This window comes from Phocaeicola sp. (genome assembly GCF_057861905.1).
Genome location: NZ_DBMACV010000036.1, coordinates 1 through 20,288 on the forward strand (window position 1 = coordinate 1; position 20,288 = coordinate 20,288).

The 20,288-nt window shown below is 44.8% G+C and carries 15 protein-coding genes and 2 tRNA genes; 7 read left to right on the forward strand and 10 right to left on the reverse strand.

What is annotated here, in order from left to right; translation table 11 throughout:
- Positions 1-116 precede the first annotated feature (116 nt).
- Complete coding sequence (locus ACZM60_RS08405) at positions 117-764, forward strand: response regulator transcription factor (protein ID WP_340319851.1); 648 nt, start codon at positions 117-119, stop codon at positions 762-764.
- 202 nt (positions 765-966) lie between these two features.
- On the opposite strand, the gene ACZM60_RS08410 is transcribed toward ACZM60_RS08405, so the two are convergent.
- The 4 genes from ACZM60_RS08410 to ACZM60_RS08425 form a co-directional block, all read right to left on the reverse strand.
- Complete coding sequence (locus tag ACZM60_RS08410) at positions 967-2,253, reverse strand: O-acetylhomoserine aminocarboxypropyltransferase/cysteine synthase family protein (protein ID WP_489521271.1); 1,287 nt, start codon at positions 2,251-2,253, stop codon at positions 967-969.
- A 37-nt stretch (positions 2,254-2,290) separates the two neighbouring features.
- Positions 2,291-3,238, reverse strand: coding sequence for a cysteine synthase A (cysK, locus tag ACZM60_RS08415; RefSeq protein WP_489521272.1), 948 nt, complete (start codon positions 3,236-3,238; stop codon positions 2,291-2,293).
- A gap of 122 nt (positions 3,239-3,360) precedes the next feature.
- Positions 3,361-3,436, reverse strand: a tRNA-Met gene (locus tag ACZM60_RS08420).
- Positions 3,437-3,482: 46 nt separating this feature from the next.
- A tRNA-Met gene (locus ACZM60_RS08425) sits at positions 3,483-3,555 on the reverse strand.
- Between the two features lie 340 nt (positions 3,556-3,895).
- Here ACZM60_RS08425 and ACZM60_RS08430 point away from each other — a divergent pair.
- From ACZM60_RS08430 to ACZM60_RS08440, 3 genes are all read left to right on the forward strand, one after another.
- Positions 3,896-4,489, forward strand: coding sequence for a TetR/AcrR family transcriptional regulator (locus ACZM60_RS08430; RefSeq protein WP_489521273.1), 594 nt, complete (start codon positions 3,896-3,898; stop codon positions 4,487-4,489).
- Positions 4,490-4,515: 26 nt separating this feature from the next.
- Positions 4,516-5,262: a 3-oxoacyl-[acyl-carrier-protein] reductase gene (fabG, locus tag ACZM60_RS08435; RefSeq protein ID WP_021970139.1), complete on the forward strand. Its 747-nt coding sequence runs from the start codon at positions 4,516-4,518 to the stop codon at positions 5,260-5,262.
- 103 nt (positions 5,263-5,365) lie between these two features.
- Complete coding sequence (locus ACZM60_RS08440; RefSeq protein ID WP_489521274.1) at positions 5,366-6,037, forward strand: RluA family pseudouridine synthase; 672 nt, start codon at positions 5,366-5,368, stop codon at positions 6,035-6,037.
- Between the two features lie 377 nt (positions 6,038-6,414).
- Here ACZM60_RS08440 and ACZM60_RS08445 read toward each other — a convergent pair whose 3' ends face one another.
- The 6 genes from ACZM60_RS08445 to ACZM60_RS08470 form a co-directional block, all read right to left on the reverse strand.
- Complete coding sequence (locus ACZM60_RS08445; RefSeq protein ID WP_340319847.1) at positions 6,415-7,755, reverse strand: sigma-54-dependent transcriptional regulator; 1,341 nt, start codon at positions 7,753-7,755, stop codon at positions 6,415-6,417.
- Positions 7,756-8,022: 267 nt separating this feature from the next.
- Positions 8,023-10,533, reverse strand: a complete 2,511-nt coding sequence (locus ACZM60_RS08450) for an ATP-binding protein (RefSeq protein WP_489521275.1) — start codon at positions 10,531-10,533, stop codon at positions 8,023-8,025.
- Between the two features lie 2 nt (positions 10,534-10,535).
- The gene (locus tag ACZM60_RS08455; protein WP_489521276.1) at positions 10,536-11,861 is read right to left on the reverse strand and encodes an MATE family efflux transporter; all 1,326 of its coding nucleotides are present in this window, start codon (positions 11,859-11,861) and stop codon (positions 10,536-10,538) included.
- Positions 11,858-13,096 (reverse strand): M16 family metallopeptidase, encoded by a 1,239-nt coding sequence (locus tag ACZM60_RS08460; RefSeq protein WP_340319844.1) that lies wholly within the window; start codon positions 13,094-13,096, stop codon positions 11,858-11,860. Before ACZM60_RS08460 ends, ACZM60_RS08455 begins: the two co-directional genes overlap by 4 nt.
- Entirely contained in the window at positions 13,093-13,950 is an 858-nt protein-coding gene (locus ACZM60_RS08465; protein ID WP_418585979.1) for a peptidylprolyl isomerase, read from the reverse strand. The genes ACZM60_RS08460 and ACZM60_RS08465 overlap by 4 nt, the downstream gene beginning before the upstream one ends.
- Positions 13,951-14,216: 266 nt before the next feature.
- A complete protein-coding gene (locus ACZM60_RS08470; protein WP_021970132.1) occupies positions 14,217-16,505 on the reverse strand; it encodes an inorganic phosphate transporter in 2,289 nt (762 codons plus the stop codon).
- 221 nt (positions 16,506-16,726) lie between these two features.
- Between ACZM60_RS08470 and purH the strand changes: the two genes are divergently transcribed.
- The 3 genes from purH to mreC all read left to right on the forward strand — a co-directional run bounded on the left by purH (position 16,727) and on the right by mreC (position 20,287).
- Positions 16,727-18,253: a bifunctional phosphoribosylaminoimidazolecarboxamide formyltransferase/IMP cyclohydrolase gene (gene purH / locus ACZM60_RS08475; RefSeq protein WP_021970130.1), complete on the forward strand. Its 1,527-nt coding sequence runs from the start codon at positions 16,727-16,729 to the stop codon at positions 18,251-18,253.
- Between the two features lie 70 nt (positions 18,254-18,323).
- Positions 18,324-19,346, forward strand: coding sequence for a rod shape-determining protein (locus tag ACZM60_RS08480; protein ID WP_021970129.1), 1,023 nt, complete (start codon positions 18,324-18,326; stop codon positions 19,344-19,346).
- A 98-nt stretch (positions 19,347-19,444) separates the two neighbouring features.
- Positions 19,445-20,287, forward strand: a complete 843-nt coding sequence (gene mreC, locus ACZM60_RS08485) for a rod shape-determining protein MreC (RefSeq protein ID WP_021970128.1) — start codon at positions 19,445-19,447, stop codon at positions 20,285-20,287.
- Position 20,288 lies beyond the last annotated feature (1 nt).

Genomic DNA, 20,288 nt, shown 5'->3' on the forward strand with positions numbered 1-20,288 from the left:
TTTCTTTAAAGTTACTGACTTTCAGGGACTTTTGCAAATATAATCTATTGATAATTAAATACTTAACAATAGAATTTTATTTTTTTGTCATCTACTAAAATAATTGACATAAATGTATGAAGTCTTTAATTCTGGCAGACAATCAGGTGGTGACACGGTTAGGAATAAAGTTTTTGGCCGTTGAGAATGGAAGAACTGCTTCTTCTATAAAGGAAGCGGGGTGTCTGCATGATTTGTCTCTTCTGCTGGCTTCTTTCCCGGATGCCATTGTGGTTATTGATTATACATTGTTCGATTGTACGGCCGATCAGTTGTGGGTATTGAAAGAGCGTTTTCCTGCATCGGTCTTTATTCTTTTCAGTGAGGCTTTGAGTGAAGATTTTGTACGCCGGATGGTTTTAGGAACCGTACAGTTTAGTCTGTTGCTGAAGGATTCTGATTTATCTGAGCTGCTTGCTTGTATGAAAAGTGCAGAGCAGGGGAAACAGTTTGTGTGTGCAAAAGTAAAAAGCTGGTTGTATACTGAAGAGAGGCGGGTGTCTGCGGGGATTCCTCAGTTGACTGCTACAGAAAAAGAGATACTTCGTTCGCTTGCTTTAGGTAAGAGTACGAAAGAAATTGCAGCCGAACGTTTTCTGAGTGTGTATACTATTATGACGCATCGTAAAAACATTTTCCGGAAACTAAATGTAAACAACGCACAGGAAGCTATCCGTTATGCTTTGCGTGCGGGGATAGTTAATGTGGCAGAATATTGTATCTGATACTGAAAAGAAAGAAGTGAATTACTCCATTATAAAATAACCATATGGTGGGTTTGTAAAAATCCCTCTGTATTTTATCCTCGCAATACATAAATCAAGGATAATACAGAGGGATTTTTTTTGTGTTGAATACTTTAGACTATAGAATATTAATTTTTAACTTCTGTTTTGAGGTGTTTGATGGTTGTAATGAAAATCTTGGTTATATTTTATCGAGCGCCTGTTTCAGGTCGGCAATCAGGTCGTCCACATGCTCTGTTCCGATAGACAGGCGGACGGTGCCTGGTTTGATCTGCTGCTCCTCCAGCTCTTTTTCATTCAGCTGTGAATGGGTTGTAGTAGCAGGGTGAATAACCAGTGATTTCATATCGGCCACATTTGCCAGCAGTGAGAATATTTGCAAATTGTCTATAAACCGTTGAGCTTCTCCTATTCCTCCCTTAATGTCAATTGTAAAGATGGAGCCTCCTCCTTGCGGGAAATAGCGCTTGTAGAGGAGATGATCGGGGTGGTCGGGTAGTGACGGATGATGTACAGCTTCTACTTTAGGGTGCTTGTTCAGGAATTCCACTATTTTTAAAGCATTGGCTACATGGCGTTCCACGCGAAGAGAAAGCGTTTCCAGTCCTTGCAGCAACAGAAAAGCATTAAAAGGGCTGATTGCGGCCCCGGTATCGCGTAGTAGAATAGCACGGATGCGGATAATGTAGGCGGCGTTTCCGGCAACATCGGTAAATCGTATGCCGTGATAACAGGGGTCTGGTTCTGTCAGTTGTGGAAATTTTCCCGAGGCTTTCCAGTCGAATTTGCCAGAATCAATAATAACCCCTCCAAGACTTGTTCCATGTCCGCCGATAAATTTGGTTGCCGAATGCACGACGATGTCTGCTCCATGTTCTATCGGGCGAATCAGATAAGGAGTACCGAAAGTATTGTCTATTATCAGAGGAATCTGATGAGCGTGTGCTATTTGTGCAATAGCCTCTATGTCGGTTACATTCGAGTTGGGATTCCCCAGTGTTTCTATAAAAATCAGTTTGGTATTTTCCTGCAAGGCTTCTTCGAAGTTTTCTACACGGCTCGGGTCGACAAAAGTTGTATTCACTCCCGAAGCGGGAAGAGTATGGGCCAGTAGGTTGTATGTTCCTCCGTAAATCGTATTGGCGGCAACGATATGGTCACCGGCTCGGGTGATATTTTGAAATGCATATGTAATGGCAGCGGCTCCCGATGCTACAGCAAGAGCTGCAATACCTCCTTCGAGTGAGGCCATACGTTTCTCGAAAACGTCTTGTGTGGGGTTGGAAAGACGTCCGTAGATATTGCCCGGGTCCTGCAGCGCAAAGCGTGCTGCAGCATGGGCGGAGTTGTGAAATACGTACGATGTAGTCTGATAAATAGGGACAGCACGTGCGTCGGTTGTTGGATCTGCTTGTTCTTGTCCCACGTGTAGTTGAAGTGTTTCGAAATGAAGTTTTTTGATGTCCATAGTTGTAATGATTTTGTATGTTGGCTGATTTTATGGCTTAAAGAGGATATTCTTCGAAAGCGTAAAGTACAGTCGACAGATAGCGCTCTCCGGTGTCGGGTAACAATACGACAATATTTTTGTCTTTGTATTCAGGCATACGTGCTAATTGTAGTGCGGCGTATGTCGCTGCTCCCGATGAGATGCCTACCAGTAATCCTTCTTGTAAAGACAGTTCTCTTCCTGTTCGGATAGCGTCGTCGTCTTTTACGCGTATTACTTTGTCTACGACTTCCGGGTGATAAGTTTTCGGGATAAAGCCTGCGCCTATACCTTGTATTTTGTGCATACCCGGTTTGTCGCCTGAAAGGACAGCTGAGGTGTCAGGCTCTACTGCGATGATTTCAATCTGAGGGTTGTATGACTTCAGTCCTTCACCTACTCCGCTCAGTGTTCCACCTGTGCCTACTCCGGCGATGAATACATCTACTTTTCCGTCGGTGTCTTGCCAGATTTCCTTGGCGGTGGTCAGGCTGTGTGCTCGGGGGTTGGCTGGATTTTCAAACTGCTGTAGAATGACGGCTCCCGGAATCTGGTCACGAAGTTCCTCGGCCTTTCTTATGGCTCCGCTCATGCCTTCGTTGCCGGGTGTGAGAACCAGCTGTGCTCCCATGGCTCTCAGAAGATTTTGCCTTTCCAGACTCATGGTTTCAGGCATGGTAAGGATAGCTTTATAGCCTTTTACTGAGGCTACCCATGCCAGTCCTACACCGGTATTGCCGCTGGTAGGTTCAATGATTACAGCTCCCGGATGCAGGATACCTTTTTGTTCGGCATCTTCTATCATGGCGAGAGCGATACGGTCTTTTACACTTCCTCCGGGATTAAAGAATTCCAGTTTGGCGATAAGATGTGCTTTTGCCTCGTAAGTTTTGCTTAAATGCTCCAGTTCCAATAGCGGAGTATTTCCAATCAGTTCGGTGAGGCTTTTGTAGATTTTTGCCATAAGCGCTTGGTTTTAGTTGCTTCATTGGCAAAGTTAACAGATTGTGGGTGGAATAGCAATACCCCATTTAGGGTATATTGGAAAAGGGAAATAAAAAAAAGAGAAGTAATACTTCTCTTTTCTGGTTGCGGAGGCCTGACTCGAACAGACGACCTTTGGGTTATGAGCCCAACGAGCTACCAACTGCTCCACTCCGCGATGTTATTTCTTTTGGTTTATTTTGAAGCTTGAAGCTCCGTTTTAGTTGCGGAGGCCTGACTCGAACAGACGACCTTTGGGTTATGAGCCCAACGAGCTACCAACTGCTCCACTCCGCGATGTTATTTCTTAATTGCGGTGCAAAGGTAAGGACTTTATTTTAAAAAGACAAATTATTTAGTGAAATATTTGACTAATTTGCTGCTTTTCTATTGAAAAAAGTCAGATGTATACGTAAATTTTACCTTTTTGCTGTGTGTATGTTTAATTTTTTCCTAAAAATACGACAGATTCTTGTTGAGCTTATGAAGGTTAACATATTGTGATTTGTAGTTCGTAACTGTTTTTTCATAAACTCTTCATCTTCGTGACGGAAAATATACCCCGAATTTGTGTAGATAAAAGAAAAACAGTAATTTTGCTCACAATATACATAGATTGTGCAATAGGAGAGTTAGAATGACTGTACTGAAGACCAGAGCTAAATTGGTAGACGTTGCCCGGCAGTTGTTTGCCAAAAAAGGTGTAGAGGCTACGACGATGAACGACATTGCCATGGCTTCTAAGAAAGGGCGTCGTACGCTCTATACTTATTTTAAAAATAAGGATCAGATTTATATGGCTGTGGTAGAGTCGGAACTCAAGATGCTTTCGGATACAATGGATAAGGTTGCCAGGAAGCCGACTGTACCCGATAAAAAGATTTTAGAGCTGATTACTACTCATTTGGACATCATAAAGATGGCAGTTTACCGCAATGGGACTCTCCGGGCTGATTTCTTTCGTGACATCTGGCGTGTAGAGGCGATGAGAAAATACTTCGACAACAATGAAATTAAGTTGTTTCGTGAGGTGTTGAGGGAAGGAAAGGAGCAGGGTGTATTCGATATTGACAATGTGGAGATTACGGCGGATATTCTACATTATAGCATTAAGGGAATTGAAGTTCCGTACATTCGCGGTCAGATAGGGGAGGACCTTGACGATGAAACAGGCTGGCGATATGTATCGAAGATTGTATATGGAGCATTGGGCTGCCAGAAGGAAAAATAAGTTTAATCTTTTAAATATAAAAAAACATGGGATTATTAACAGGAAAAACAGCTATCGTAACCGGTGCTGCTCGTGGTATCGGTAAGGCTATCGCAATGAAATTTGCTTCAGAAGGTGCAAATATTGCGTTCACAGACTTGGTAATTGACGAAAACGGAAAGAATACAGAAGCTGAAATCGCTGCATTGGGCGTAAAGGTAAAAGGTTATGCTTCGAACGCTGCCAGCTTTGAAGATACAGCAAAGGTTGTAGAACAAATTAAAGAAGATTTCGGTACGATCGATATTTTGGTAAACAATGCCGGAATTACTAAAGACGGATTGATGATGCGTATGAGTGAAGGACAGTGGGACGCTGTTATCAATGTAAACTTGAAATCGGCTTTCAACTTTATCCATGCCTGCACACCTATTATGATGCGTCAGAAGAGTGGTAACATTATCAACATGGCTTCTGTTGTAGGTGTACATGGAAACGCTGGTCAGTGCAACTATTCTGCTTCAAAGGCAGGTCTGATTGGTCTGGCTAAATCTATTGCTCAGGAACTTGGCTCTCGTGGTATTCGTGCAAACGCTATCGCTCCGGGTTTCATCATTACAGACATGACAGCTAAATTGTCTGACGAGGTGAAAGCTGAATGGGCTAAGAAGATTCCTTTGCGTCGTGGTGGTACTCCGGAAGACGTTGCAAACATCGCTTTGTTCCTGGCTTCTGACTTGTCTGCTTATGTATCAGGACAGGTTATCCAGGTAGACGGTGGTATGAATATGTAATAGATAAATAGTAAATAATCGGGGATGAAGGATGGGGAATCTTCGTGCTGGCATATGATGCTGCACATGTTCTTCATTCTTCATCTTTTTATTTCAGGGTATTATGACCGTAGTATACGAAGACAACCATATTATAATAGTAAATAAAACGGCATCCGAGATTGTACAGGGTGATAAGACGGGAGATGTTCCATTGTCTGAAACTGTAAAACAGTATCTCAAGGAGAAGTATGCAAAGCCCGGTAATGTGTTTCTGGGTGTGACACATCGTCTGGACCGTCCGGTAAGCGGACTGGTTGTATTTGCCAAAACCAGCAAGGCATTGAGCCGTCTGAACGATATGTTCCGTAACAGTGAAGTGAAGAAGACTTATTGGGCCATCGTAAAGCAATGTCCCCCTGCCGAAGAAGGTGAACTGGTCAACTATCTGGTGCGTAATGAAAAACAGAATAAATCGTATGCTTACGATAAGGAGGTGAAAGACTCAAAGAAGGCTGTTCTCGACTACAGGCTGATAGGGCATTCGCAGAATTATTATTTGCTGGAGGTAGATTTGAAAACAGGACGACATCATCAGATTCGCTGTCAGTTGGCAAAAATGGGATGTCCTATCAAAGGCGATTTGAAGTATGGCTTTCCTCGTTCCAATCCTGACGGAAGCATTTGTCTGTATGCACGGCGGATTCGTTTTATCCATCCGGTGTCGAAAGAGTTGATAGACGTTACGGCACCTGTACCTTCGGGTAATTTGTGGAATGGCTTTGAAATGGACTGATTAAAAGAAAAAACGGAAACGCTTCACAGCGTTCCCGTTCTTTAAAAAACACATAGGCATCTTCATTTTTTTAGATGGTTGCATTTCAGGGGGATGAAACGCAACTTTCTCTCTTTTGTTTTTTATGGGGTTGGGTTTATAGTTTAGTTTCTGCCTCTTTTATGTTGTATGGAGTGTGTGTTTATCAATTCTCTCTATTATATATTGCAATCGGCGTGCCAAACTGTGTGCTGTCTGTAACTTGCTGTATTTCTTATAGTTGAAGAAACGGAGCTTTTTGTTAAAGTGTGGAAAGTGTGGAATGAGTGGGGAGTGTTGTGGAATTATTCCACACTTTTATCATATTTGCCTTTGTATATAACGGCTTTGTATTGAACTTATCCTATATTATACAATTTCATTTTATTGTATAATGTCTTACGGTCGATGCCAAGCAGAAGCGCAGCCTTGGTCTTATTGTTACCTGTCTGCTGCAAAGCATTCAAGATACGCTGTTTCTCTACTTCTTCATCATGTAGGACAAACGATGAGGCTGGCTGGTGAGTCGACGGTTGGAAAAGAATTTCATCCCCCAGATCGTGTACCGTGATAAACTCTCCCCGTGCCAGTAAGGTAGCACGTTTCACGATATTTTTTAACTGGCGGAGATTACCGGGCCATGAATAGCGCTGAAGTGCCTCGCTGGCAGCAGCATCGAAACCAATCAAATCGCGTTCCAGTTCACGGTTGGCCTGATCCAGGAAGAAATTGGCAAAGAGCAGAATATCCTCAGGGCGTTCTTTCAGGTCGGGCATACGCAGAGTAAATTCATTGATACGGTGATACAAGTCCTCGCGGAAGTTGCCTTTGGCTATTGCTTCCGTCAAGTTTTCGTTCGTTGCACTAATAAGTCGTACGTCAACTTCTATTTCCTTTGTTGAACCAATACGGCGAATGCGCCGTTCTTGCAAGGCACGCAACAGTTGTACCTGTACCTCGTAACTCAGGTTACCTATTTCATCGAGGAACAATGTTCCACCGTTCGCTTCTTCGAAAGCACCTACTTTATCGTTCAGGGCGCCGGTAAATGAGCCTTTTATATGACCGAAAAATTCGGAAGCAGCCAGATCCTTAGGAATCGAGCCGCAGTCGATGGCAATAAAAGGTTTGCCACTTCGTTTGCTTAGTTCGTGTATTCGGTGTGCTACATATTCTTTTCCCGTACCGCTTGCTCCGTTTATCAGAACAGACATCTGAGTAGGAGCTACCAGACGTACATAGCTGAATAACTGATGTGCAGCTTCACTTTCTCCCTCCAGAAAGCTTTGTGGAGCTGTCTTTTCCAGTTGTACTTCGGCAGCCGCCATTTCCTGTTCCGGTTTTTGTATGGCTTCTTTTATTTTTTTCAGCAGTTCATCAGGCTGCACCGGTTTGGCGATATAATCGCTTGCTCCTTGTTTGATGGCCTGTACGGCTGTCTGGATTTCTGCATAGCTTGTCATGATAATAAAAGGAGTGGTACACGACTGGCTGCGAAGCCATGCAAGCAAATGGATTCCGTCCTGATCGGGCAAACGCAAGTCGGACAGAATAAGGTCATAAGAACGTGCCGAGAGTTGCTTCTTGGCTCGTGAGCTGCTGCTTGCCGTATCAACTTCAAACCCTTTTTTCCCCAGCCATGTTTTCAGCATGGTAGAAAAAGTCAAATCATCTTCAATTATTAGAATAGACGGAACCATATAATTTTCTTTATCCGGTATGTTTACTATTTAAAAACGCCTTGTTCTTTTCGATGGATTCTTGTCTGCATTTAGCTCCAGATATCGCCATGCGATTATCGGAATGGCATTTCATTCTTTGGTTTATTTTCCATGTATATCAAGGCAATATTTATACAAAGATAGTGTTTTTTCGCTATTGTATTTTAGAGCCTGTTCGAATTTTTCGAAATGTGGTGACGAACAGGCTCTTTTTCTAAGTTTTCTTTGGATATCGGGAAGTGTGCATTAGTCTTCTTTATCACCGTTTATAGCCTTACGTGCCTGCTCTATTACATCGGCAATGCAAGCCAGTGCAGTGTCAGCCTGTTCTCTTGCTTCATCAGTCATTTCCGTTTTTCCCCGGTGAAATTCCAGCCATTGCAATGCCGGAACAGCTTTTTTAGCTTCGATCATGGTAAATGTGGGAAGCATTTTATGAGCTACAGCACACAAATCTTCCATATTCCCGGTTTCCAAAGCCTGTTTCATCCGTTCGTAATTTTTGGAACTTTCTCCGATGAAGGTTTCCAAAATCTCGTGTGCCGCTTCCGGATCATCTCCTGAAAAAGCTGTCAGGGGAGAAAAATTGTATCTGTTGCAGGCTGTTGCAGGCATGTACCTGTTTTCTTCCCGAGAAGGGACTTCTTTCCAGTCTGCCGATGTATGAGTCTTGAAAATCTTAAGCAATTCATCTTGGTTGAACGGCTTATGCAGGCAACCGGAAAAACCTTTGGCCTGAAAGTCCGTTTCATCCATATCGCTTCGGGCGGTAATGGCTATTACGGGGATTGTCTTTGCCTGCGGTACGTCGAGGCTGCGTAGCTTTTGAAGCAGTTCGAAACCGTTCATGGCTGGCATTTGTATGTCGGTCAGCACTACGTCGAAAGGCTCGGAAGCTATCAGTTTAAACAGCTCTTCGGGCTGTTCACAACTTTTTATGACGGGAGGAATACCATGTTTCGTATGATTGAACAAGTCGTAAATCATCACTTCCGTCAGATTTCGTTGAATACGGTCATCGTCTATCAGCAGAATACGCCATTGCTTTTTATCGTCGGGCAATGTCTTTTCCTGAGGAACAGGAGCTTTGGTTACCTTAGGAAGGTACAATATTACCTGAAATGTACTCCCTTTTCCCGGAATGCTCTCGATTGAAATCTCTCCGTTAAGCAGTTCTACCAACTTCTTGGTTATGGATAATCCCAGTCCGAAACCTTCCTGTCCCTGAGCACTCCTTAAGCGTGTGAATGCTTGGAACACACGCTGCTGCTCTTGTAAGTTCATTCCGCATCCAGTATCTTTCACACTGAATCTGAATCGGTTCTGTCCATAATCTATTTCTATGGTGATACTACCTTCGGCAGTAAACTTCAGTGCATTCGATATCAGGTTTTCTGCAATCTGCCGTATGCGGAACGGATCTCCTTCCAGATTGAGGGTATGCGATATATGCTCTTTCAGGTTAAGAGAAAGTCCTTTCTTTTCGGAACTGGGTAGAAAACTGGTATAAATGCTTTCGAATAGTTCATGGGGATTGAACGTGACCGGGTGGATATCCATTTTTCCGGCTTCCAGCCGATGATAATCCAGCAATGAAGTAACCAAATCCAGCAAATGATGTGCCGAACTTCTCATGTTATGCAGGTAGAACTGTTGCCGTCTGTCCTGCACCAGTCTGATTAATAAATCAATATATCCTATGATGGAACCGGCTGGAGCCTTTATGTCGTGCGTGATGGTCAGCATCAGTTTTTCTCGTGCTACGAGTAAGTTTTCGGCATACAGCTTAGCCTTCTCCAGCTCTTTGCGGTAATGGTTGCTGCGTGTAATGTCCCGCCAGATGATGGTAAAGAATATCAGTACCAGCAGAACCGCAAGGATGGCGATGGTTGCCATGGTCCATGCCGCCTGCTGCCGGATATTTTGTTCGTGTTCGATTCGGCCTTCCATAGCCTTTTGTTCGTCATCTTCTATTGTTTCCAGCAACTGGTTGACCCGCTGGCTGACCCTTCCTCCCGCAATACGTAACTGGTTGATTCGCGCGTCGAGGGTACGCTGGCTTTCTTGTCTTGTCTGAAAGACCTTGTGCTGTATGGAAGTCAGCATTGTGGCAATGGTATCTACCGGGTTGTAAGCTTCGTCTATCGTATCGGTATACTCCTCTTGTATGATGTTGTCTACCTGTGTGGAATCGGGCTTGCCGGGCGAGAATACATCGGCCAGTCGCCTGAAAAACTTTTTAGGTTTGTGATGAATGGTATAAGAATTATGATGTGTAACGACACGTCGCCGCACATGTGTGCTGCCCAGTATGGAATCTTGCTGCATGATCAGGCTGTCCAGTTGCTGGCGATACAGTTCGTCAGTCGGACTTTGCCGCATGGCTTCGAGTACCAGTATCATGTTCTGCTCTTTGTTGCGTACCAGCGAGCGTACGGTATCCAGACGCATTTGTTGCAGCGTATCGGTCAGAAGTTGCTGGAGTGAATCAATAAGGGCGCTGGCTTCCTTCATTGCTTTTTTGTATTTGGGGTATTCATTCAGGCGCCCGATACGCAAGGTCTGTCCGATAATTTCCGCTTCGTACAGTTGCGTCACAATCTGGTGCGTCGTTTTCCGCCGGGTACTGATAGTTTCTTCCAGTCCCGTAGGAGTTGTAAGCAGCGTCATTTGCTGGTAGATGTATCCGATAGCCCCGAAGAGCAGACAGATAAGTAATATATATCCGAAGGCAATTTTAGTAGAAGTGGAAAACATAATCAGACTCCTTTCCCGGTTTTATACCTGAACCTGAGGTAATACATGATACCGGCGCTGGTCAGTCCGAACGGGAAAGCCATCCATATGCCGGTTATTCCCCAGTCGAAGACAAAGCCGAATAAATATCCCAAAGGCAGTGATATGATAAAATAAGCGATAAACGAGAACAGCATCATCAGCCGTACATCGGCGATGCCTCTCAGAGAATTGGCGAAATTGATTTGCAATCCGTCGCCGAACTGATAGAGGAGGAACGGGATGATGACCTGAGCCACCATGGCAGCTACAGTTGCGTCATCGGTAAACCATCCGCCCAAGTGATTGCGCAGCAGGTAAATAGGAATGGAAGTGCAGACAATCATAATCAGAATGATGTGGAAACCTACGTTTGCCGTACGCCTTACGTTTCCTATATCTCCCTGTCCGAGGAAGTTGCTGATACGGACCGAAACGGCAGCTCCCATGCCATAATACATCATGAAGCAGATTTGTGATACAGCAATCATAATCTGATAGCTGGCAAGTTCTGCACTTCCCAGCCAACCCACCATAATGGCACTCAGGCTGAAAGAAGCCGTTTCCATGCCCATCTGTGCGGCAATGGGCCAGCCCAAGCTGTTCAATAGATTAAAGTCGGACTTGTTGATTCTTCCCCGGCGAAAGCCTTCCCGGAAAGACAGGTAGCGGCGGGTTCCGAAAAATAAGACCAGATAGGCTATTACCATAAGGATACGTGATACCAGCGTGGAGATACCGGCACCCAGTAATCCCAGTTCGGGCATACCAAGCTTACCATAAATAAGAATGTAGTTGCCGATGATATTCAGAATATTGCCGCTTAGCAAAATCCACATCGAAACCTTGGTATCGGTGATGCCGTCGGAAAATTGCTTGAATCCGTTGAACCATAAGACGAAAGGCAGGGAAACCAGCAACACCATGAAGTAAGGCCGCATGTGAGGTATCAGCTCGACTGGCTGTCCCATGTGGTCAAGGTTCAGATAAAGCATTGTCATTACCACGCATACGATGACTGCCAGTAAGGTGTTGGCCGCCAGACTGTTCTTGAGGGTTCTTCCTACTTCGCTCACTTTATGCTGCCCGAACAGGCTGCCTACTACAGGAGTCAGTCCATAGGCAAAGCCTGTACTGAAAATGATGGCAAGGTTAAACATATTGTTTACGAAGCTGGCAGCAGCCAGTTCCGTAGTGCTATGGTGACCAATCATCAGCGTATCGGCAAATCCCAGTACGATGACTCCTATTTGTCCGATGACAATCGGAAGTCCCAGTGACAATAATGCGCGGTAATGTGACTGACTCATTTGATTGCTTTATAGTATAGAATGTTACAGTTTTCGGGTACAAATGTCCGGCGTGCCGTATCCTGTATCTGTCCGACCGTAACCGAACGGTATTTCCCGACTTCCAGATTTATGTCCTCTGCACGTCCCAGCAACTCGAAGAATGCCAGGTTTGTCGCTACGTTCAGGTAATTGATGTTATTGAAAATCTGTTCACTTTCGTAGCGGTTCTTTACCTTCTCCAGTTCATCTTCCGTTACCGGAACCGTTTTCAACTTATCGAGTTCCTGCCATACGGCTTCTTCTGCCTGTTCCAGTGTGACGCCCGATGCCGGTTTGCCCGTAATGTGCAGCAGCCCTTCGTCGAGGCTTCCCGAAATGTAGGCATCGATGGAGGTAAAGAGTTTTTTCTCTTGTACCAGTGTCTGTATGAAACGTGATGAACGTCCGTTCGACAGCAGGTCGGTGATGATGTCGAACACGTGATATTCACGATGGTAACGGTTGCACATGTGGAAAGCCATATACAAGGCATCCACCGGCACTCTTCGTTCTACACTGCGGCGGCGGATGGCTGTCTGAGGACTTTCGGCAGGCAACTGGCGCTTAGGAATCTCGCGTGCCGGTATCGGACCGAACCATTTTTCTGCCAGACGGACTGTTTCGTCGAAGGAGATGTGTCCGGTAACAGCCAGAATAGCATTGTTCGGAGCATAAAAACGGTAGAAAAAACTCTTGACTTCGTCCAGTGTAGCATTGGCAATATGACTGATTTCCTTTCCGATAGTCGGCCAGCGGTACGGGTGAGTCTGGTAAGCCATTTCGCGCAACAAGTGTGACGCGTCGCCGTAAGGCTGGTTCAGATTGCGCTGTTTGAATTCTTCGATGACTACCTGACGCTGTACTTCCAGACTTTGCGGGCTGAAGTCGAGGCTCAGCATCCGGTCACTTTCCAACCAGAATCCTGTTTCCACGTTCTGATAGGGCAGTGTAATGTAGTAATTGGTTATATCGTTATTGGTCCATGCGTTGTTCTCGCCGCCGGCATTCTGTACCGGAGTGTCGTAGTCGGGAATATTCACCGATCCGCCGAACATCAGGTGTTCGAACAGATGAGCAAAGCCGGTGTGCTCCGGATCTTCGTCGCGTGCTCCTACATCGTACAACAAATTGAGGGCAACCATTTGGGTAGAGTTGTCCTCATTGTGCACGATACGCAGCCCGTTGGGCAATGTATAATGGTTTACTTGTATCATTCTTTGTCCGATTTCTCTATTACAGAAGCCTTCAGTATGCGTACATCCTTTTCAGGACGGTCGCTACGGTTCGTCTTTACTGCTTCGATGCGTGCTACTACATCCATTCCGTCTACCACTTCTCCAAAAATCGTATAGCTGCCGTCCAGATGTGGAGCTCCGCCTACTGTGGTATAGGCCTCTATCTGTTCACGGGTAAACTTCAGCGCCGGTTCTTTCTTCACTTCGGTACGTGCCTGTGCTTCGAGGCTGTCTTGCAGTGCCATCAGACCTTCCATGTCGTTGGCTTTACGCATTTTATAGATTTCTTTCATGTGTTTGCGTGCCAGTGCCTGGAATACTGTGTCGAGTCTTGCCTCGTTCAACTGGTTTTCCATGTTGATCATCTGAGCTTCGGAGTATTTTTTTCCAGTAACAATATAAAACTGGCTGCCTGACGATTCTCTTTTGGGATTGACATCATCGCCTTGTCGTGCTGCAGCAAGTACCCCTCTTTTGTGGAAAAATTTCGGATTGATTTCTGCCGGCAGGGTATAGCCTATATCTGTATAACCCAAGTTGGAAGTCGTATCGCTTGCTGTCTTACTCTGGGGGTCTCCAGCCTGAATCATAAAGTTTTTGATTACGCGGTGGAAAAGTGTGCTGTCGTATACACCTTCTTTCACCAGCTTGATGAAATTGTCACGGTGTTTAGGCGTTTCGTCATACAGCTTTACGGTAATATTTCCCATCGTCGTTTCCAAGCATACAAGTGTTTCGTTTCCTGTTGTCATAGAATTTTCTTTTTTTTGACTTCCGGTGCATGCGGTCATGCAGCAGAGAATCAGGGTGAATAAAATGATTGTTTTTTTCATACGGAATGTGTTTTGTCTGCAAAGGTACAAAAAAGACGTGGCATTTCGGGATATTGTTTTTGTTTTTTGGGAAGGTCGACTTTATCTGTCGGAAGTTCCTTTGCATCTGTTATCGGCTGAAGAATAGCTGTTGTCGCGGGAATATAAAAAAGATGTCAGCACATTTGGAAAAAAAACGTGCTGACATCTTTTTATTTTTTGTACAAAAAATTTTTGTTTTTGTACAAATTTATGTTGAAATATCTTGGGTACTTGTGCTCAATGCCTTATTCTGCCAGACTAAGCATCTGCGCTTCCTGAGGAACATAATCTCCCTGGAAGAAACGGCTGGCACGGAGCAGGTGACGCCAGATGCTGACCAACTCCTGTGTTTCCTGAAGGATGTTCAGGTAAACCATCGAGGCTTTCAGGCTGGCATTGTCTGCTTCCTGCATGCGGTTCATCTGCTGCTTGCGCAGAGCTGAAATCTTATTTTTCAGGGCATCACCTTTTACCAGAATGTCATCGGCCTCGGTATAGTTGTTGTTTTCTATCGCTGTACGTGTACGTTCCATTAACTGGCAGAGTTCTTCGCGTATCGGAAGGAATTCTGTTATACACTCTTTCGAAATCGGGTTGAAGTTATTGTCAACATGTTCCTTGCAAGGTTCGCAGATACGCTTCAAGCAGTAAAGCATCTGTTCGCAACTGTTGCTTCCCAGATGGAACCACGTGTTCTTTTCGATAGCTATTGGAATAGGAATACGACGCAATCCTAAAATCTCTTTACGACGGCGTTTTTTCAACATCTTCTTTTGCTCGTCGGTAGAATTCATGACTCTTTTCAGTTGCTTCAGGTCTTCGTTGATGAAACCGTCGGTTACTTGCATGTAAGCCTGTTCGGTGTAAGCGATATAATCTGTCAGGGTACCTTTTACATGCTGGCGGAGCAGTGACAGAATCTCTGCCTTGTCTTTGCTTGCCATCATACGTTTGAAGATGTCATCCTGCTGTTCCGACTTTTCTTTCTTGCTGTACTTGATGTTGCTGCGGATAAGCAGGAATACAGCTACACAGATAAAGATGAACATGCCCACGAAACTTGTGTAGAACATGATGGCAGTTACCAGTGCACAGATGGTAAAGGCTACGAAAGCAGTGATGAACCATCCGCCGATGACCGACAACATTCCGGTGATACGGTATACGGCACTTTCACGTCCCCACGCACGGTCGGCAAGTGAAGAACCCATTGCCACGATAAAAGTTACATAGGTAGTAGAAAGGGGGAGCTTCATGGTTGTACCGATGATAATCAGCAAACCGGAAAGAACCAGGTTGACTGCTGCACGGACCATATCGAATGCAGCTCCGTTTTCCAGAATGACTTCGTCTTTATTGAAACGGCTGTCTATCCAGCGGCGCATGCCTGCCGGAATCACCTTAACCAGAAATTCGTTGATTGCTGTCGCGCGGCGGACGATGGTACGTGCCAGTGCCGACGAACCAAACATCTCGTCACCCTCTTCCTGACGAGCCAGATCGACAGATGTCTTGATTACATTCTTCGCTTTCTTCGAGGTTGCCAGTGCATAAACCATGATGATACCCGAAGCCAGCAGGAAGATAGCCGGAGTCTTGGCTGATGACATCAGCGAGGTCATCATAAAGTCGTGTATGCCTGCACCGTTTGAGTTGGCTACATAGTCGGTATAAGCCGAGAAACCAGCCAGAGGCACACCGATAAAGTTTACAAGGTCGTTTCCAGCAAAAGCAAGAGCCAGCGAGAATGTACCCAGCAATACGATGATGCGGAATACGTTAACCTTGCACCAATGTAGGATTTGCATCAATATAGTGAAGAAAACAAAGCATCCTGCTACGAGCAGTGTTGTATTTTCGTCTATCCACGCAAGTGATTCGGCACTCATAAACGGTGCACTTTTCAATCCTTTTATCAGGACGAAGTAGGCAAGTGCAGTTACAGAGATACCACCAAATACGCCAATGGTCCACGAAAGATGTTTCTTGTAATTAAAGCTGAAGATAAGACGGGAAATGTATTGTACTACAGTTCCGGCGATGAACGCAATGGCAACCGAAAGGAAAATACCCATGATGACAGACAATGCTTTTTCGGTATTCATCATATCTCCCAGAGAAAGCAGTCCGGTATGGTCGCCGATTATTTTCAGAATAGCAAGAATAAATGTACCTCCCAATAATTCGAAAACCATTGATACGGTAGTCGAGGTAGGGAGTCCGAGAGTGTTGAATACATCCAGCAGCACAACATCCGTTACCATAACGGCAAGCAGAATACACATAATTTCATAGAAACTGAAATTGGCTGGTTGGAAAATACCATGTCGGGCGATGTCCATCATGCCGTTGCTCATGATTGCACCTACGAATACGCCGACTGCCGCAACGATAATAATCGTTCTGTACCGGGCAACCTTTGCACCTACGGCGGAATTCATGAAGTTAACTGCATCGTTGCTGACACCTACTAGCAGGTCGAATATTGCCAGCATGAAAAGGAAAATAACAATTCCTAAATAAAGAGTTTCCATATAATACTATAAAAATGATTTTTTAGCGTGGCAAAGTTATGGAAAATCTGTCAGATGGCTGTTGTTATACGTGTTACATTTCTGTTACAAAATGCGCAGGGCCTATGTTATGAGGGGAAATTGTTTTTTTTAGATTTTCTTCGCATGTTTATCTATTGGAAATTCGTAACTTTGTGCCCTAAACAGGGAATTATTATAGTAATTACTAAAATATTATAGCAATGTCAGAGTCAAAGAGAATAAAAACGGCCTTGGTATCGGTATATCACAAGGACGGTTTGGATGCGATCATTCGTCGTTTGGCGGAAGAAGGTGTAGAATTTTTGTCGACAGGCGGTACACGTCATTTTATTGAGAGTTTGGGATATTCTTGTCATGCAGTAGAAGATCTGACCGGATACCCTTCTATTCTGGGCGGTCGTGTTAAGACACTTCATCCGAAAGTTTTCGGTGGTATTTTGTGCCGTCGCGAACTGGAAGAGGATCGTCAGCAGGTGACTAAATATGAAATTCCTGAAATTGACCTGGTGATTGTCGACCTTTATCCGTTTGAAGATACCGTTGCTTCGGGAGCCGATGCTCAGTCTATCATCGAAAAGATTGATATAGGTGGTATCTCGTTGATTCGTGCCGCTGCAAAGAACTTCAATGATGTTGTTATCGTAGCAAGCAAGGCTCAGTACAAGCCGTTCCTCGACATCATTACAGAAAACGGCGCCGTTACTACACGTGAAGAACGTCGCTGGTTTGCAAAGGAAGCTTTTGCCGTATCTTCTCATTATGACTCGGCTATCTTCGGATGGTTCGACGGAGGCGAAGATTCTGCTTTCCGTTATGCAGCTGAACAGCCGAAGGTGTTGCGCTATGGTGAAAATCCTCATCAGAAAGGTGTTTTCTTCGGAGATCTGGACAAGATGTTTGAACAGATTCATGGAAAGGAAATCTCTTACAACAATCTGCTCGACATCAATGCGGCTGTCGACTTGATTGATGAATTCAAGGGTGAAACCACATTCGCTATCCTGAAGCATAACAATGCTTGCGGACTGGCTTCTCGTCCGGTATTGGTTGATGCATGGCGTGCGGCACTGGCTGGCGATCCTGTTTCTGCTTTCGGAGGTGTGCTGGTGACAAATGCGGTAGTAGACCGTGCTACTGCTGAAGAAATTAACAATTTGTTCTTCGAAGTAATCATCGCTCCCGATTACGATGTAGATGCTTTGCAGATTCTTACCCAGAAGAAGAACCGCATTATCTTGGTCCGCAAAGATGCTGAAACTCCGAAAAAACAGTTCCGCTCTTTGCTGAACGGTGTATTGGTGCAGGATCGTGACTTGAAGACTGAAACTCGTGAAGACCTGAAACAGGTTTCCGAAAAGGCTCCTTCGGATGCTGAAATAGAGGATATGCTGTTTGCCAACAAGATTGTAAAGCAGAGCAAGAGCAATGCTATCGTACTGGCTAAAGGCAAACAATTGGTTGCCAGCGGTGTAGGACAGACTTCGCGTGTGGATGCTTTGAAACAGGCTATCGAAAAGGCTAAATCGTTCGGATTCGACCTGAACGGAGCGGTAATGGCAAGTGATGCTTTCTTCCCCTTCCCCGACTGTGTGGAACTTGCCGATAAGGAAGGTATCAAAGCTGTTATCCAGCCGGGCGGATCGGTGAAGGACGATCTGACATTCCAGTACTGCAATGCGCACGGTGTGGCTATGGTGGTGACTGGAGTGCGTCATTTTAAACACTAAAATAACTGGATAATCAATGAAGAGTGATTCTTCGTTCATTATTTAAAAAAGATTCTTCAATAGGAAAATTATGGGATTATTCTCTTTTACACAAGAAATAGCAATGGATCTTGGAACTGCCAATACGATTATATTGAGCAATGACAAGATTGTGGTAGATGAACCTTCAGTGGTGGCACTCGACCGCCGTACCGACAAGATGATTGCCGTGGGCGAACGTGCCAAGCTGATGTATGAAAAGGAAAACCCAAACATCCGTACCGTTCGTCCGTTGCGTGATGGCGTGATTGCCGACTTTAACGCGTGCGAACAGATGATGCGTGGTTTAATTAAGAAGGTAAATACGGGACGCCGCTTGTTTACTCCTTCACTCCGTATGGTTATCGGTGTGCCTTCAGGTTCTACCGAGGTTGAGTTAAGAGCGGTGCGCGACAGCGCTGAGCATGCTGGTGGACGTGATGTCTATCTGATTTTTGAACCGATGGCTGCTGCTATCGGTATCGGACTGGATGTGGAAGCTCCCGAGGGTAACATGATTGTTGATATAGGTGGTGGTTCTACTGAAATTGCTGTCATTTCATTGGGAGGTATCGTTTCGAATAACTCTATCCGTATTGCCGGGGATGATCTGACTGCCGATATTCAGGAGTATATGAGCCGTCAGCATAATGTAAAGGTCAGTGAACGTATGGCCGAACGTATTAAGATTCATGTAGGTGCTGCTCTGACCGATTTGGGTGAGGAAGCCCCGGAAGATTATATCGTACGTGGACCAAACCGTATCACGGCATTGCCTATGGAGGTTCCGGTTTGCTATCAGGAGATTGCTCACTGTCTGGAAAAGAGCATTGCTAAGATAGAAACAGCTATCCTGAGTGCATTGGAAAATACACCTCCAGAACTGTATGCTGATATCGTAAGCAACGGTATTTATCTGGCTGGTGGCGGCGCGCTGCTGCGTGGACTTGACAAACGTCTGACTGATAAGATCAATATTCCGTTCCATATTGCAGAAGACCCTCTGTTGAGTGTTGCCAAAGGAACGGGTATTGCATTGAAGAATGTCGATCGTTTCTCATTCTTGATGAGATAAAATATACTTGTGCCTTCGGGCATTTGTGAAAATTGCGGAGCCTTTTTTATAATGGCTCCGCATTAATCTTGATATTTTTCTTCTCCGAAGTTGTAGGTATGCGAAATCTGCTGAACTTTTTATTGAAATATGACTACTGGTTGCTCTTCGTCTTGCTGGAGATTGTAAGCTTCATTTTGCTGTTTCGCTTCAACAGCTATCAGGGAAGTGTATTTTTTACTTCCGCCAATCGTGTTGCTGGCAGCGTTTATGAGGTGGCAAGTGAGATAACCTCTTATTTCGGGTTACACAAGGTTAACCGCGATCTGGTACGCCGTAATGTGGAACTGGAATTGCAGGTGGAATCGTTGAGTAAAGCTTTAAAGAACTATACGCGCGACACTACGGATGTAGAAAAACAGATGTATACGGATGTGCTGGCTGATTATTCTATCTATCCGGCTGAGGTGGTGAATAACAGCGTGACACATGTGGATAACTATATCACAATCAATAAGGGCTCTGTTGACAGTATTCGTACCGAAATGGGAGTAGTGAGCGGAAATGGGGTAGTCGGCATTGTATATCAGACTTCGGCTCATTACGCTATTATATTGCCGGTATTGAATTCCAAAAGCAGTATCAGTTGCAAGATTCAACGGACGGATTATTTCGGATCGCTGAAATGGAACGGTGGTTCTTCACTTTATGCATGGCTGAAAGATATTCCCCGACATTCAGAATTTTCGCTGGGTGATACGGTGGTAACCAGCGGACATAGTGCCGTCTTCCCGGAAGGAATTCCTGTTGGGGTAGTCGATGATATGGCAGATAGTCATGATGGATTGTCGTATGTGTTGAAGATCAAACTGTTTACTGATTTCGCGCGTTTGAACGATGTGAATGTGATTGCTTCTCGTGCACGGACGGAACAGGCTGTGCTCGAAGATAATATAAAATAAA